The organism is Hansschlegelia zhihuaiae (genome assembly GCF_004103825.1).
Lineage (GTDB): Bacteria > Pseudomonadota > Alphaproteobacteria > Rhizobiales > Methylopilaceae > Methylopila > Methylopila zhihuaiae.
The window spans coordinates 103,013-116,693 of sequence record NZ_RYFI01000012.1 but is presented as its reverse complement, the minus strand read 5'-3'; the positions used below and the strand labels follow the sequence as shown (position 1 = coordinate 116,693).

The window sequence follows — 13,681 nt, the reverse complement described above, 5'->3', positions numbered from 1 at the left end:
CCCCCCCCGCCGCTTTCGGCTGGTCCGACGTCGGCAGCTGGTCGGCGCTCTGGGAGATCGCCGAGCGCGACGGGGACGGCAACGCGCTGATCGGGCCGGCCGAGGCCGTCGAGGCGTCGAACTGCTACGTCCGCTCCGACAAGGCCGTGACCGCCGTGGTCGGGCTCGACGACGCCATCGTGGTGGCGACCGGGGACGCGGTGCTGGTGACGTCGCGCCAGCGCGCCGACGAGGTGAAGGGCCTCGTCGCACGGCTGGTCGCCAGGGGCGAGAGCGCCGCGACCGAGGCGGCGCTCGCGCACCGGCCCTGGGGATCGTACCGTCAGATCGACGTCGGGGCGCGCTTCCAGGTGAAGCGCATCACGGTCCGGCCGGGCCGCAAGCTGTCGTTGCAGAGCCATGTCCACCGCGCCGAGCACTGGGTCGTGGTGGAGGGCGTCGCGAAGGTCACGGTCGACGCCGAGGTCAAGATCCTGCGCGAGAACGAGTCCGTCTACATCCCGCTCGGCGCCGTGCATCGGCTGGAGAACCCGGGCGAGATCCCCCTGCACCTGATCGAGGTGCAGTCTGGCTCCTATCTCGGCGAGGACGACATCGTCCGCTACGAGGACGACTATCTGAGGACCTGAGGCGGCGAGAAAAAGCGTCCGCTGGCTGTCGGAAAGCTGCGGGCGCGTTCGTCCTAGGGTCGTCGGATGACCGAAGGACGGAGACCCCCATGCCGATCGAGCCGTATCTTTTCCTGAAGGGCCGCGCCGAAGAGGCGATCGAATTCTACAAGGCGGCGCTCGGCGCCGAGACCGAGGCGCTGATGCGCTTCGACGAGAGCCCCGACCCGGTCCCGGCGGACATGATCCCCGGCGGCGACCCCCGGAAGATCATGCACGCCAGCGTCAGGATCGGCGGCGCCCGGGTCATGCTGTCGGACGGCGGCTGCTCGGACGTCTCCTCCGCCGCCTTCGAGGGCTTTTCGCTGACCCTGACGCTTCCGGACGCGGCGGCCGTCGAGCGGACCTTCGCGGCGCTCGCGGAGGGCGGGCAGGTTCGCATGCCGCTCGGCCCGACATTCTTCTCGCCCGCCTTCGGCATGTTGGCCGACAGGTTCGGCGTGCCCTGGACCATCATCGCCGAAGCCTGAGGCCGCCTCAGGCTTCGGCAGCGCGCGGTCGCGCGAACAGCGGCGCGATCCAGCGGTTGGCGGCGAGCGCGACCAGCAGCGACGCGCCCGCGAGCGGGAACAGCGCGCCAAGGCCGATCGTCAGCAGCGCGAGCGTGCGCATGCGCGCGGGCTCGAGCGGCCGGGGCGCGGCGAGGCGGCCCTTCGGGCGCCTCCGCCACCACATGACCGGGCCGGTGATCGAGAGCGCCGCGCCGCCCAGGCAGGCGAGCAGCATGACGACCTGGTTCGCGCGGCCGAAATAGTTGCCCATGTGGAGCTGGACGCCGAGCTCGACCGCCTTGGCGACCGGCCCGTAATCCTTGAACCCCACATCGCCCAGGATCTCGCCGGAATATTGGTCGATGTGGATGGTGCGCTGACCCTGCGGTCGGTCCGGATAGGTGTAGGCCGTGAAGACGCCCGCCGGCCCGTCGGGCAGCGACAGCCGGTAGGGATGCGCCATGCCGGCGGAGGCGAGGATCCCGGCCGCACGGTCGATCCCGATCGGCGCGGCTTCGGCATCCGCGGCGTGGCTCATATGGCCGCCGTGGTGGCCGGCGTGTTCGTCGCCTGACGCCGGCATCGGGGCCGTCTCCATCGACCAGGGCGCCTCGCCGAGCGCCTGCTTGACGGTCGCGCGCGGCGTCGAGCCGTGGCCGCGATGGCTTTCGGGATACCCGACGCCCGCGACGTCGGATCCGGCGCGCAGCAGCGATCCCCAGATATTGGCCCAGGGCAGGCCGGTGACGACCAGGAAGGCGATGAGCGCCGCGGTCCAGATTCCGACGGCCGCGTGGAGGCTCCGCCAGAACCGCCGGCCGGTCGCGTGCAGCCGCGGCGTCAGGGCCTCGGACAGGCTCTGCGTCCCACGCGGCCACCACAGGAAGACGCCGGTGACGACCAGCACGAGGGTCCAGCAGGCCGCGAGCTCGACGATCCCGTCGCCGAACTTTCCCAGCATGAGCGAACCGTGGAAGACGTCGGCGAAGCCGACCAGCGTGCGCTCGTACACATAGGAGCCGAGGACGCGCGCCGAGCCCGGATCGACGAAGACCCTGAGCTTCTCGCCGTCGCCGGCGGTGACGAACACCTGCGCGCTGCGGTCGGGCTCGGACCATGTGTCGATCCGCGTCGCCTTTCCGCCCGGAACGCTCGCCTCCGCCGCGGCGACGAGGCGAGACAACGGCTCGGTCGCGTCATGGGGGGCGACGATCCGCAACTCCGCATGGAGGAGGTCGTTGATCTCGTCGTTGAACAAATAGATCGCGCCCGTGACGCTCAGGATCAGCACGAAGGGCGCGACGATCAGGCCGGCGTAGAAGTGCCAGCGCCAGACGGCGCGGTGGAGCGCGGGGTTGTCGATCAGGGTCGCGGCGCCCATCAGAACTTCACCGCATAGGTCAGGTCGAAGCTGCGGGGCGCGCCGAGATAGACCTGCTTGTCGCTGTAGCCCGACCACTCGGCGTAGAGCTCGTCGGTGAGGTTGCGGCCGCGCAGCGTGACCGTGCCGCCTTGGTGGACCTCGTAGGAGACCGAGGCGTCGAACAGCGTGCGGTCCTTCACGCGGATCGTGTTGGCGTTGTTGGTGTAGAAGTCGCCGACGTAACGGACGCCGGCCCCGATGGTGAGCGGGAGGCTCTCGAAGCGGTAGGTGGTCCAGAGATTGAAGGTCTGCGCCGGCACGTTGAGCGGGCGGTTGCCCGCGCGGCTGACTGGTTTGCGCTTCGGCAGGCCGTTCGAGCGGAGCTCCTGTTCTTCGAGCTCGATGAACTCGGCCTTCACGAAGGCAGCGTTGGCCATGACCTTCCATCTGTCGGTGACGTCGACCGCGATGTCGAACTCGACGCCCCGCGAGCGCTGCTTGCCGCCCTGGATGGTGGCGTTCACGTCGGTCGGATCGCGGGTCAGGATGTCGTCCTGCTCGATCTGGTAGACCGAGGCGGTGGCGACCGCGCGGCCGTCGAACAGCGAGGCCTTCACGCCGGCCTCGACCGACCGCCCGGTCGACAGCTTGAAGTCCGTGCGCTGGTTGTTGATCAGCAGCAGCGAGGACACCGGCGCGATCGCCGTCGTGTACTGGCCGAACAGGCTGACGCCCGGCGCGACCTCATACACCGTGCCGAGCCGCCAGGACGTGTTCGTGAACTCGTTGCCGAACCTGTCCGGCTCTTCGCCCGGCTCGGCGTCCAGGTCGACGATCGTCCGGTCGAGCTTGATCTTGTCCCAGCGCAGCCCGCCGACGACGATCCAGTTCGGCGTCACGTTGATCGCGTCCTCGGCGAACAGCGCGAGATTGTCGACGCGGCTGTCGAAATTCTGCCGCGTGGTGAAGCCGTCGTCCGGGAACTCGCCCCGGTCCGGGTCGAAGGCGTCGACCGCCGTGGTCGTACCGAAGCGGCGGATCGAGCCGAAATCGGTGCGGACATATTCGACGCCGGCCGCGAAGCGGTTGCGCATGCCGTCGACCTCGCCGTCGAAATTGGCCGACGTTCGGTTCGAGAACACCTGCTGGTCGTGGGTGATCAGCGTCGAGGAGCGGTCGAGGATCGGGCGTCCCGCGGCTTCCGAGGCCGTCGGGTTGAAGGTGTAGTCCTCGGAATTCGCCCAGCGGCGGTCGGCGTCGTAGTAGCCGAGCTCGTTCTTCAGCGTCCACTGGTCGGTGAGCGCGAACTCGGCGGTCGTGCGCGCCCAGTAGGCGTCCGACTTCATCACCCCGTCGCGGACGTTGTAGTTCTCCTTCCGCATCGACTTGTCGAGCACGAGGTCGCCGAGGACCGGGTCCCAGCCCGAGGCGACGCCGCTCGGATTCCGGGCGTAGTCCCGTCCGATCAGCGGCGCGCCGAAATAGGCGGTGCTGAAATCGTCCTCGAAATAGTCGAACGCCGCCGTGACCTTGAAGCGGTCGCTCGGCTGCAGCAGGACGCCGGTCGTGACCTGCGTCCGTTCGCTGTCGGTGTCGTGGACGAAGCCGTCCGAGCGCGAATGCAGGACGCTGGCGTTGGCGGCGGCGTTCTCCGAGATGGCGGCGTTGAACGAGGCCCCGGCCCGTATGCCGTCGAACGAGCCGTAGGAGATCAGCCCGTCGCCCTTGTTGACGCCGAGCTCCGGTTTGCGGGTCACGAGGTTGATGGTCCCGGCGAGCGCGCCGCTGCCGCCCACCACCGAGGCCGGACCCTTGAGGATCTCGATCCGCTCGAAGCTGTAGGCGTCGTAGTTCCTCGACGCGAGCAGCGGGTCGATCGCCCGGAACCCGTCGACCGAATAGCCCACGGCGCCGCGTGAAAAACCGCGCATCGCCGTGACGCCGGGCTCGCCGGGCAGGTTCCCGGCCGTGACGCCGGGCGCCGCGCCATAGACCTCGATGAGCGAGCGCAGGCCTTCCGACTGGATGCGCTCCTGGGTGATGACGTCGACGGTCGCGGCCGTCTCCCTGACCGTGAGGCCGAGGCGGCTCGCCGCTTCGGTGCGGCGCTCAAGCCTCCTGGTCTCGCCGCCGTCGCCAGAAGCGGCGCCGCGGCCCTCGCCTTCGACGGCGATTTCTTCGAGGAGCGTGCCGCCGCCGTCGGGCGACTGTTCCTGCGCGATCGTGGGAGACGCCGCGGCGAATGCGGATATGAGGAGGACGGCGGGGCGCGCGAAGGCGCGCGCCTGCGCGGCGTCGAAACGGGACATCGGAAAAGACTCGGCGCGATTGGCCCGTGGTCGGCCGCAAGGGCCGCGCGAGCGTCTGGACGGAACGTCGAAGATCGACGGGCGGTCAGACGGCCGAGGGAGGTCCGCGCGGGCGCTTCGACGCCCACGCTCGGGAGGAGTTGACGGGGGCGTCCGCGGAAGACAGCCGCTCCGTGACCGTCTCGACGGTCGGGACGGCCGCGGGCGAGGCGGCGGCCGGCGGGGCCATGCCGCCGCCGAGCATCGGGCAGCCGGGCGCGCAGCAGTCAGGCGTCGATTTGTGTTGCGAGGGCGTGGGCGCCCCGTCGAGCGGGATCGGACCGCCGGAGCAAAGGATCTGGCCGAGCGGCCCGAAGGCTGGCTCCGCCGCCTGCGCGCCGAGGGCGAGGCCGGCGAGCGCGGCCTGCACGACGAGCAGATAGGCTGCGAAAATCGCGCCCCAGCTCCCCCATGCTTTCCGCCGTGCCGCCACGTGAGCGCCCCGTTTCCGCCGGACGGCGAATAACACGGCCGCCTCACGCCGGGAACGCGCCGGACGTCGCAGCCCCGAAGTCAGAGAATATGTTGTGACGATTATTGACATTCGTCAGTCATTGATCCAACATTGCTTCCGTCGCGGCGGGCTGCGGCGTCCGGGCGGGTCCCATGCGACTCCCCTCCGTCCGGTCCCCGTCGCCCGTCCGCGGCGCCCCCAATCGTCAGCGCGGTCAGGAGCCTGCCCAATGCGCGACCTTCGATCCCTCCTCGTTCCGGCCCTGACGGTCGTTCTCGCCGCGGGGCTCGCGGCCTGCGACCCGGTGGACGGCGCCGAGCGCGCCGACCACGCGGCGACGCCACGGCCGGTGCTGACGAGGGCCGTGGCCTTCGAGCCCCGCGTCGCCGAGCGCAGCTTCGTCGGCGTGATCCGGCCGCGGGTCGAGAGCGACCTCGGCTTCCGGGTCACGGGCAAGGTGGCGCGGCGGCTGGTCAGCGTCGGCGACGTCGTGACGGCCGGCGAAGCGCTCGCCACGCTCGACGAGGTGGACCTCAAGCTCCAGGCCGAACAGGCGGAGGCCGAACGCTCGGCTGCAGCCGCTTCGCTCGCCCAGACCGAGGCCGACTTCCGGCGCGGCACGACGCTGTCGAAGCAGGGCTGGACCACGGCCGCGACCGTCGACCGGCAGCGCGCCGCGGCCGAGGAGGCCCGGGGGCGGCTCGCCCGCGCCGAGCGCGCTCTGTCGCTCGCCCGCAACGCGACCTCCTACGCCGTGCTCGAGGCCGACGCCGACGGCGTCGTGACCGCGACCTCGGTCGAGCCCGGCCAGGTGGTGGCGGCCGGGCAGGCGGCGATCCGCCTCGCGCGCACCGCCGAGAAGGAGGCCGCGGTCTCGATCCCCGAAACCCTTCTGGAGCGCGTCCGGACGGCGAAAGCCGAGGTCTCGCTCTGGTCGAGCGCCGGACGCCGCTACGAGGCCGTCCTGCGCGAGCTCTCGCCCGCCGCGGACGCTGCGACCCGCACCTATCTCGCGCGCTTCTCGATGCCGTCGGCCGGGGCCGAGGTCCAGCTCGGCATGACCGCGACCGTGACGCTCGCCGACAAAGGCGAGGACCGAGTCATGCGCCTGCCTCTGACCGCGCTGTTCAACCAGGGCGAGGGCGCCTCGGTCTGGACGGTCGGGGAGGGCGGCAAGCTAACGCCGAAGCCAGTCACGGTCGCCTCCTACGAGGCCAAGGACGTGCTGGTCTCCTCGGGCCTCGCCGAGGGCGACCGCGTGGTCACGCTCGGCGTCCAGAAGCTCGACGCGAAGGCCCCGGTCCGGGCCGTCGACGCGCTCGCCTTTTGATCCGAGGACAGGACCATGGCGCGCTTCAACCTTTCGGCCTGGGCGGTATCCCATCGGCCGCTCGTGCTCTTCCTGATCATCGCGATCGGGCTCGCGGGCGCCTGGTCCTTCACGCGGCTCGGCCGCTCTGAAGACCCGAACTTCACCATCAAGGTCGCGGTCGTCACCGCGGTGTGGCCCGGCGCCACGGCGCGCGAGATGCAGGATCAGGTCGCCGACCCAATCGAGAAGAAGCTCCAGGAGCTGCCGCACTTCGACAAGGTGCAGACCTACGCCAAGCCGTCCTTCACGGCGATGCAGGTCACGTTCCGCGACGACACCCCGCCCTCCGAGGTGCCGGGGCTGTTCTACCAGATCCGCAAGAAGATGGACGACGTGCGGCCGAGCTTGCCGGCAGGGGTGCTGGGCCCGAACGTCAATGACGAATATGGCGACGTCGACTCGATCCTGACCATGCTGACCGGCGACGGCGCCGACTACGCCCAGCTCAAGAAGGTCGCCGAGGGCCTGCGCCAGCGCCTGCTCAAGGTTCCGGGCGTCGTGAAGGTCAATCTCTACGGGGTGCAGGACGAGCGCATCTTCGTCGAGTTCAGCCACGCCAAGCTCGCGACCCTCGGCATCTCGCCCCAGACGCTGTTCGAGTCGCTCTCCCGCCAGAACGACATGACGCCCGCAGGCACGGTCGAGTCCGGCGCGCAGCGGATTCCGCTTCGGGTGACGGGCGCGCTCGACGGCGTGAAGGCCGTGGCCGAGACCCCGGTCGAGGCCGGCGGCCGCACCTTCAGGCTCGGCGACGTGGCGACCGTGACGCGCGGCTTCGTCGATCCCCCGGACTTCCTCGTCCGCCAGCGCGGCGCGCCGGCGCTCGGCGTCGGCGTGGTGATGGCGCGCGGCGCCAACATCCTGAAATTCGGCGAGGACGTCGCGGCCGCGACGCGCGAGTTCCAGGCCTCCGTGCCGCAGGGCGTCGCCTTCGAGCAGATCGCCGACCAGCCCAAGATCGTCGAGGAATCGATCTTCGAGTTCGAGCGCTCCTTCGTCGAGGCGCTGCTGATCGTGCTCGGCGTGTCGTTCCTGTCGCTCGGCAGGCGGACTGGCATCGTGGTGGCGCTCTCGGTGCCGCTGACGCTCGCCGCGACCTTCGTGGTGATGCTCGCGCTCGGCATGGACCTGCACCGCATCACGCTCGGCGCGCTGATCATCGCGCTCGGCCTGCTGGTCGACGACGCCATCATCGCGGTCGAGATGATGGTGGTGAAGATGGAGCAGGGCTTCGACCGCATGAAGGCCGCGGCCTTCGCCTGGCAGTCGACCGCCTTTCCGATGCTGACCGGCACCGCGGTCACGATCGCGGGCTTCCTGCCGGTCGGCTTCGCGCAGTCCGGCGCCGGCGAATATGCCGGCGGCATCTTCTGGGTGGTGGGGATCGCGCTGGTCGTGTCCTGGGTCGTGGCGGTGGTGTTCACCCCCTATCTCGGCGTCAAGTTGCTGCCGGCCTCGCTCGCCAGGAACGGCGCGCATGCCGATCCCGACTCGATCTACGACACCCGCATCTATCGCGGCCTCCGGCGGATCGTCGCCGCGTGCGTTCGCTGGCGGATCACTACGGTGGCGGTCACGGTCGCGATCTTCATCGGCTCGGTCATCGGCTTCGGCTTCGTCCAGCAGCAGTTCTTCCCGCTCTCCGAGCGCAAGGAGCTGTTCCTGCAGCTCCGCCTGCCCGAAGGCTCCTCGATCGGCGCCACGACGGAAGTCGTGCGCCAGGCCGAGACGCTGATCGGCCCGGCCGATCCGGACGTCGAGACCTACACGTCCTATGTCGGCCAGGGCTCGCCGCGCTTCTGGCTCGGCCTCAACCCGACGCTGCCCAACCAGTCCTTCGCCGAGATCGTGATCCTGTCGAAGTCGGTCGAGGGCCGCGAACGCGTCAAGGCGCGGCTCGACAAGGCGATCGCCGACGGCGCGCTGCCGGAGGCGCGGGCGCGTGTCGACCGCTTCACCTTCGGCCCGCCGGTTGGCTTCCCCGTCCAGTTCCGGGTGATCGGGCCGGACGCCCAGAAGGTGCGCGAGGTCGCCTATCGGGTCCGCGACGCCATGCGCGAGAACCCGAACGCGCTCGATCCGCATCTCGATTGGAACGAGTTGTCCCCGACGGTCCGCCTCGTCGTCGACCAGGAGCGGGCGCGGGCGCTCGGCCTCAATGTCCGCGACGTCTCGCAGACCCTTGAGACCCTGCTGACGGGGCTCACAGTCACCACGGTCCGCGACGGCATCGAGCAGGTCGGCGTGGTGGCGCGGGCGACGCCCTCGGAGCGGCTCGACCTCGGGCGGATCGGCGACCTCACGGTTGTGGCGCGGAACGGCGTCGCGGTGCCGCTCGCCCAGGTCGCGCGCCTCGAATACGCCCATGAGGAGCCGATCCTCTGGCGGCGCAACCGCGACATGGCCATCACCGTGCGCTCGGACGTCGTCGACGGCGTCCAGCCGCCCGACGTCACAAGCCAGATCCTGCCGAAGCTGCAGTCGATTAAGGACAGGCTCGAGCCCGGCTACCGCATCGAGGTCGGCGGCGCGATCGAGGAGTCCGAGAAGGCGAACGCCGCGCTGTTTGTGCTGTTCCCGGTGATGTTCCTCGCCATGCTGACCCTGCTGATGGTCCAGCTGCAGAGCTTCTCGCGGCTTGCGCTGGTCTTCATGACCGCGCCGCTCGGGATCATCGGCGCCTCGCTCGGGCTGAACCTCGCGGGCAAGCCCTTCGGCTTCAACGCGCTGCTCGGGCTGATCGCGCTCGCCGGCATGATCATGCGCAACGCCGTCATCCTGGTCGACCAGATCGAGAGCGACGTCGCCTCCGGCAAGCACACGCGACGCGAGGCGATCGTCGAGGCGACGGTCAGGCGCGCGCGGCCCGTGGTGCTGACCGCGCTCGCCGCGATCCTCGCCATGGTGCCGCTGTCGTCGAGCGCCTTCTGGAGCCCGATGGCGGTCACCATCATGGGCGGGCTGTTCGTCGCGACCTTCCTGACCCTGCTCTTCCTGCCGGCGCTCTACGCGCTCTGGTTCCGCAAGAGCCTCGATGGGCGGGCCGAGGAGAAACCTGCCCCGGCGGCGCTCGCAGCGATCGCCGCCTGACCGGAACGCCCGGCGTTCTGAGACTTTGTTGGGAGTAGCCGATGACGGCCGAAGCCGCTTTAACTCGACGGGACATGACGAACGAACGGACGATGCGAGCTCCGAGGAGCGACGCGCCCGACACGCGCGGCGACATCCTCGCAACCGCGCACCGGCTGTTCCGCGAGATCGGCTACCGCAAGACCACGGTCGCGGACATCGCCGCCGAGCTCAAGATGAGCCCGGCCAATGTGTACCGCTTCTTCGACAGCAAGAAGTCCATCAATGAGGGCGTCGCCGAGCGGCTGCTCGGCGAGATCGCGGACGCGCTCGAGATCGAGGCGACGCGGCCCGACGCCACAGCGCCGGCGAGGCTCCGGGCGCTGCTCGTCACGCTCTCGGCGATGAGCGAGGAGCGCTTCCTGTCGAACAAGCGCATGTACGACATGGTCGAGGACGCCATGGCGGAGAGCTGGGATGTCTGCGACCGCTACGTCGCGCGCTGCGACGCGATCCTGATCGGGCTGGTGCGCGACGGTTGCGCGCGCGGCGAATTCGCGATCGAGGATCCTGAAGCCGGCGCGCGCTGCGTCCACGCCGCGGTCGTCTGTTACTGCCATCCCGCGATGATGGCTCAAAGCCAGGAGCATCCGCACGCGAGCATCGAGCAGATGGCCGAATTCGCGCTGCGCGGCCTCGGCGCGCGGGAACGGGGCTGACGAGGCCGGAAGGCTCAGTCCTCTGGCTCGGGCTCGTCCTCGCTGCCCCGATCGTCGGACTGCTGGGCGACGGGCTTGCGGCTCGGGTCGATGATCATGGCGATCACCGCGCCCGCTCCAGCGACGGCGCCGGCGATCAGCGCGTAATAGGCGAAGGCGTAACGGACGTCGGAGTCCTCCCAGCCGCGCATTCTCTTGTAGTTCGGCGTGAAATAGAGGCCGATCGCGATCAGCGGACCCGCGACGAAGAACAGCACGGCGTAGATCGTCTGCCGCCGCTTCGCCGATCGACTGACCGAGGACGGCCGCTGCGCCGCGCGCGCTCGTCGCATTGGGATCGCCTCCCGTCATGATCTGACGTTTCGGCCGCACTGGGACGCGGAACGTCCCGCCTGTCAACGGAGGCGAGCGGCCGTCACCCGCCGAGATAGGCGGCCCTCACGAGCGGGTCGGCGATCAGCTCCTTGCCCGCTCCCTTGCGCACCACGCGCCCGGTCTCGATCAGATAGGCGTGATCGCAGAGCTCGAGCGCCGCGAAGGCGTTCTGCTCGACGAGCAGCACTGTCGCGCCGTCGTCCCGGATCGAGCGGATGATGCCGAGCGTCTGCTCGACGATGGTTGGGGCGAGGCCGAGCGACGGCTCGTCGAACATCACGAGCTTCGGCCGGGACATCAGCGCGCGGCCGATCGCTAGCATCTGCTGCTCGCCGCCTGACAGCGTCCCGGCCGGCTGCGCCCTGCGTTCGGCGAGCCGCGGAAAATCGGAATAGACGCGGTCGAAGTCTTCGCGGACCTTGATCGGGTCCCGCCGCAGATAGGCGCCCATGGCGAGATTGTCGGCGACCGACATGTAGGGGAACCCCCGCCGGCCCTCGGGGCAGTGGGCGACGCCCGCAGCGAGCACATGGGCGGGGTCGGCGCCCGCGATCTCCTCGCCGCGGAACTTGATGGACCCGGCGCGCGGCTTCACGAGGCCGGAGATCGCGCGCAGCGTCGTCGACTTCCCGGCGCCGTTCGCGCCGATCAGCGCGACGAGCTCGCCCTCGCCGACCCCAAGGCTGACGCCCTTCAGCGCGGCGACTGGACCGTAGCCGCATTCGAGGTCGCGGATCTCAAGCATGGGCCGCCTCCGCCTGCAGGGCCGCGGCGCTCTTGCCCAGATAAGCCTCGATCACGGCGGGGTCGGCGCGGATCTCGGCTGGCGCGCCGTCGGCGATCAGCTTGCCGTGGTTCAGCACCACGATGCGGTCCGAGACCTCCATGACCATCGGCATGTCGTGCTCGACCAGCAGGATGGTGACGCCGCGCTCGCGGATCTGGCGGATCAGCCGGACGAAGTTCTTGGTCTCCGAGGCGTTCATGCCCGAGACCGGCTCGTCGAGCAGCAGCATCACGGGGTCGGTGGCGAGCGCGAGCGCGACGCCGACGAGGCGCTGCTCGCCATAGGACAGCGCCCCGGCGCGCTCGTCCGCGCGGGCCGAGAGCCCGACCCAGTCGATCAGCTCCCCGGCCTTTCTCCGTCTTGCCGCCTCGCCCGCGCGCTCGCGCGACAGGTTGAAGATGGCGTCGAGAAGAGTGGCGCCGCCGTCGTCGCGGTGGAGGCCGATCAGCACATTGTCGAGCACCGTGTCGTCGGGAAACACGCTGGTGCGCTGGAAGGTGCGGGCGAGGCCCAGCCGGTTGATGCGGTTCGGCGACAGCCCCGCGAGGCTCTCGCCCTTGAGCCGCACCTCGCCATGGGTCGGCTTCAGGAAGCCGGTCGCGACGTTGAACGCGGTGGTCTTGCCGGCCCCGTTCGGGCCGATCAGGCTCAGGATCTCGCCCTCGCGGACGTCGAAATGGAGGTCGGCGATCGCCACCAGCCCGCCGAAGCGCACGCCGACATGGTCGAGCGACAGGATCGGCTGGGTCACGCGCCGCCCTCCAGCTGGGGCTGAGCCGCCGGAGGTTTCTCGGAGGCCGCCTTCCGGCGTCCCGACAACAGGCCGTCGAGCCAAGGCGCGACGCCGCGGGGCATCAGGAACAGGATGAGGATCAGCACCGCGCCATAGACGATCCACTGCGCCTCGGGGGCCATGTAGGGACGCAGCGCGACCGGCAGCGTGCCGAAGATCAGCCCGCCGATCACCGGGCCCGCGAGCGTGCCCTTGCCGCCGCTCACCACCATGATGACCATCGTGACCGTGTAGGAGAACAGGAAGACGTCCGGGTCGATGATCCGGAAATAATGGGCGTAGAGGCTGCCGGCCGCGCCCGCGATCGCAGCCGATATGGTGGCGGCGACGGTCAGCGTCTTTGTGGCGTTGACGCCGACCGACATCGCGAGCTGCTCGTTCTCCTTCAGCCCGCGCATGGCGCGCCCGAAGCGGGAATGGACGAGCCGCGCCACGACCAGATAGGCGAGCGTCGCCACGCCCAGCATGAGGTAGAGGTTCTGGGTCTTGGTCCTCAGCGTCGTCTCGCCGAGGCCCGGAAAGCCGAGCTTCATCTGCGGGATCGAGGTCAGCGCGAGCGGCCCCTGGGTGAGCTCCACCCAGTTCAGCGCGACCAGCCGCACGACCTCGGCGAAGCAGATCGTGACGATCACGAAATAGGCCCCGCGGACCCGGAACGAGAGCCGGCCGACCACGTAGCCGCAGAGCCCCGACACGAGGATCGCCATCAGGAAGCCGATGAAGGGATGCCAGCCCTCGTGGACGATGCGGACGCCGCCGAACAGGCCGACGTCGAAGCCGAGCGCGGTCAGCGCGCTGGCGTAGGCTCCGATGCCGAAAAAGGCGATGTGGCCCAGGCTGAGCTGGCCGGTGTAGCCGAGCAGCAGGTTCAGGCTGATCGCGCCGATCGTGAAGATGCCGCCGGCGATCAGCGCGTTGAGGATGTAGGGGTCCTTCAGCCCGAGCGGCAGGAGCGCCAGCGCGACGAGGACGAGGGGCGGGACGAAGCGGGTCATCCGACGCGCTCCGCACGGGCGAACAGGCCGGTGGGCTTCGCCAGCAGCACCGCGATGATGATCAGGAAGCCCATCGCGTCTCGATAGCCGGACGAGATGTAGCCGGCGCCGAACTCCTCCGCGAGCGCCAGGATGAAGCCGCCGATCGTCGCGCCCGAGATCGAGCCGAGGCCGCCCAGGATGACGATCGCGAAGGCCTTCACGGCCGCAAGATCCCCCATCTGCGGGAACACGACGTAGACGGGTC

At 69.9% G+C, this 13,681-nt stretch carries 13 protein-coding genes; 5 read left to right on the top strand and 8 right to left on the bottom strand.

The window, feature by feature from the left end; translation table 11 throughout:
- Together EK403_RS23230 and EK403_RS13475 are read left to right on the top strand one after the other, a co-directional pair.
- Window positions 1-629: cupin domain-containing protein (locus EK403_RS23230; RefSeq protein ID WP_245479693.1), on the top strand; the 629-nt coding region annotated here is incomplete at its 5' end.
- Window positions 630-718: 89 nt separating this feature from the next.
- Window positions 719-1,138 carry a VOC family protein gene (locus EK403_RS13475; RefSeq protein ID WP_128777997.1) on the top strand — a complete coding sequence of 140 codons (420 nt, stop codon included), beginning with the start codon at window positions 719-721 and terminating at the stop codon, window positions 1,136-1,138.
- 7 nt (window positions 1,139-1,145) lie between these two features.
- Here the strand turns inward: EK403_RS13475 and EK403_RS13470 are convergent, their stop codons facing one another.
- The 3 genes from EK403_RS13470 to EK403_RS13460 form a co-directional block, all read right to left on the bottom strand.
- A complete protein-coding gene (locus EK403_RS13470) occupies window positions 1,146-2,540 on the bottom strand; it encodes a PepSY-associated TM helix domain-containing protein (RefSeq protein ID WP_128777996.1) in 1,395 nt (464 codons plus the stop codon).
- Window positions 2,540-4,831, bottom strand: a complete 2,292-nt coding sequence (locus tag EK403_RS13465; RefSeq protein ID WP_128777995.1) for a TonB-dependent receptor — start codon at window positions 4,829-4,831, stop codon at window positions 2,540-2,542. The genes EK403_RS13470 and EK403_RS13465 overlap by 1 nt, the downstream gene beginning before the upstream one ends.
- An 85-nt stretch (window positions 4,832-4,916) precedes the next feature.
- Window positions 4,917-5,303 carry a hypothetical protein gene (locus EK403_RS13460; protein WP_128777994.1) on the bottom strand — a complete coding sequence of 129 codons (387 nt, stop codon included), beginning with the start codon at window positions 5,301-5,303 and terminating at the stop codon, window positions 4,917-4,919.
- A gap of 250 nt (window positions 5,304-5,553) precedes the next feature.
- Between EK403_RS13460 and EK403_RS13455 the strand changes: the two genes are divergently transcribed.
- From EK403_RS13455 to EK403_RS13445, 3 genes are all read left to right on the top strand, one after another.
- Window positions 5,554-6,654, top strand: a complete 1,101-nt coding sequence (locus EK403_RS13455; RefSeq protein ID WP_128777993.1) for an efflux RND transporter periplasmic adaptor subunit — start codon at window positions 5,554-5,556, stop codon at window positions 6,652-6,654.
- A gap of 15 nt (window positions 6,655-6,669) precedes the next feature.
- The gene (locus EK403_RS13450) at window positions 6,670-9,786 is read left to right on the top strand and encodes an efflux RND transporter permease subunit (RefSeq protein WP_128777992.1); all 3,117 of its coding nucleotides are present in this window, start codon (window positions 6,670-6,672) and stop codon (window positions 9,784-9,786) included.
- Between the two features lie 74 nt (window positions 9,787-9,860).
- Entirely contained in the window at window positions 9,861-10,484 is a 624-nt protein-coding gene (locus tag EK403_RS13445; protein WP_245479692.1) for a TetR/AcrR family transcriptional regulator, read from the top strand.
- A 14-nt stretch (window positions 10,485-10,498) separates the two neighbouring features.
- Here EK403_RS13445 and EK403_RS13440 read toward each other — a convergent pair whose 3' ends face one another.
- The 5 genes from EK403_RS13440 to EK403_RS23225 all read right to left on the bottom strand — a co-directional run.
- The gene (locus EK403_RS13440; protein ID WP_128777991.1) at window positions 10,499-10,816 is read right to left on the bottom strand and encodes a hypothetical protein; all 318 of its coding nucleotides are present in this window, start codon (window positions 10,814-10,816) and stop codon (window positions 10,499-10,501) included.
- Window positions 10,817-10,899: 83 nt separating this feature from the next.
- Entirely contained in the window at window positions 10,900-11,604 is a 705-nt protein-coding gene (locus EK403_RS13435) for an ABC transporter ATP-binding protein (RefSeq protein ID WP_128777990.1), read from the bottom strand.
- Window positions 11,597-12,397: an ABC transporter ATP-binding protein gene (locus tag EK403_RS13430; protein ID WP_128777989.1), complete on the bottom strand. Its 801-nt coding sequence runs from the start codon at window positions 12,395-12,397 to the stop codon at window positions 11,597-11,599. The genes EK403_RS13435 and EK403_RS13430 overlap by 8 nt, the downstream gene beginning before the upstream one ends.
- Window positions 12,394-13,434 (bottom strand): branched-chain amino acid ABC transporter permease, encoded by a 1,041-nt coding sequence (locus EK403_RS13425; protein WP_128777988.1) that lies wholly within the window; start codon window positions 13,432-13,434, stop codon window positions 12,394-12,396. The genes EK403_RS13430 and EK403_RS13425 overlap by 4 nt, the downstream gene beginning before the upstream one ends.
- On the bottom strand, window positions 13,431-13,681 hold a 251-nt coding region (locus tag EK403_RS23225), incomplete at its 5' end, for an ABC transporter permease subunit (RefSeq protein WP_428979603.1). The genes EK403_RS13425 and EK403_RS23225, both read right to left, overlap by 4 nt.

Bases quoted from the DNA above. Each gene is read 5' to 3' on its own strand.
- EK403_RS13475 (WP_128777997.1), top strand. From the start codon at position 719: ATGCCGATCGAGCCGTATCTTTTCCTGAAGGGCCGCGCCGAAGAGGCG.
- EK403_RS13470 (WP_128777996.1), bottom strand. From the start codon at position 2,540: ATGGGCGCCGCGACCCTGATCGACAACCCCGCGCTCCACCGCGCCGTC.
- EK403_RS13465 (WP_128777995.1), bottom strand. From the start codon at position 4,831: ATGTCCCGTTTCGACGCCGCGCAGGCGCGCGCCTTCGCGCGCCCCGCC.
- EK403_RS13455 (WP_128777993.1), top strand. From the start codon at position 5,554: ATGCGCGACCTTCGATCCCTCCTCGTTCCGGCCCTGACGGTCGTTCTC.
- EK403_RS13450 (WP_128777992.1), top strand. From the start codon at position 6,670: ATGGCGCGCTTCAACCTTTCGGCCTGGGCGGTATCCCATCGGCCGCTC.
- EK403_RS13445 (WP_245479692.1), top strand. From the start codon at position 9,861: ATGACGAACGAACGGACGATGCGAGCTCCGAGGAGCGACGCGCCCGAC.
- EK403_RS13440 (WP_128777991.1), bottom strand. From the start codon at position 10,816: ATGCGACGAGCGCGCGCGGCGCAGCGGCCGTCCTCGGTCAGTCGATCG.
- EK403_RS13435 (WP_128777990.1), bottom strand. From the start codon at position 11,604: ATGCTTGAGATCCGCGACCTCGAATGCGGCTACGGTCCAGTCGCCGCG.
- EK403_RS13425 (WP_128777988.1), bottom strand. From the start codon at position 13,434: ATGACCCGCTTCGTCCCGCCCCTCGTCCTCGTCGCGCTGGCGCTCCTG.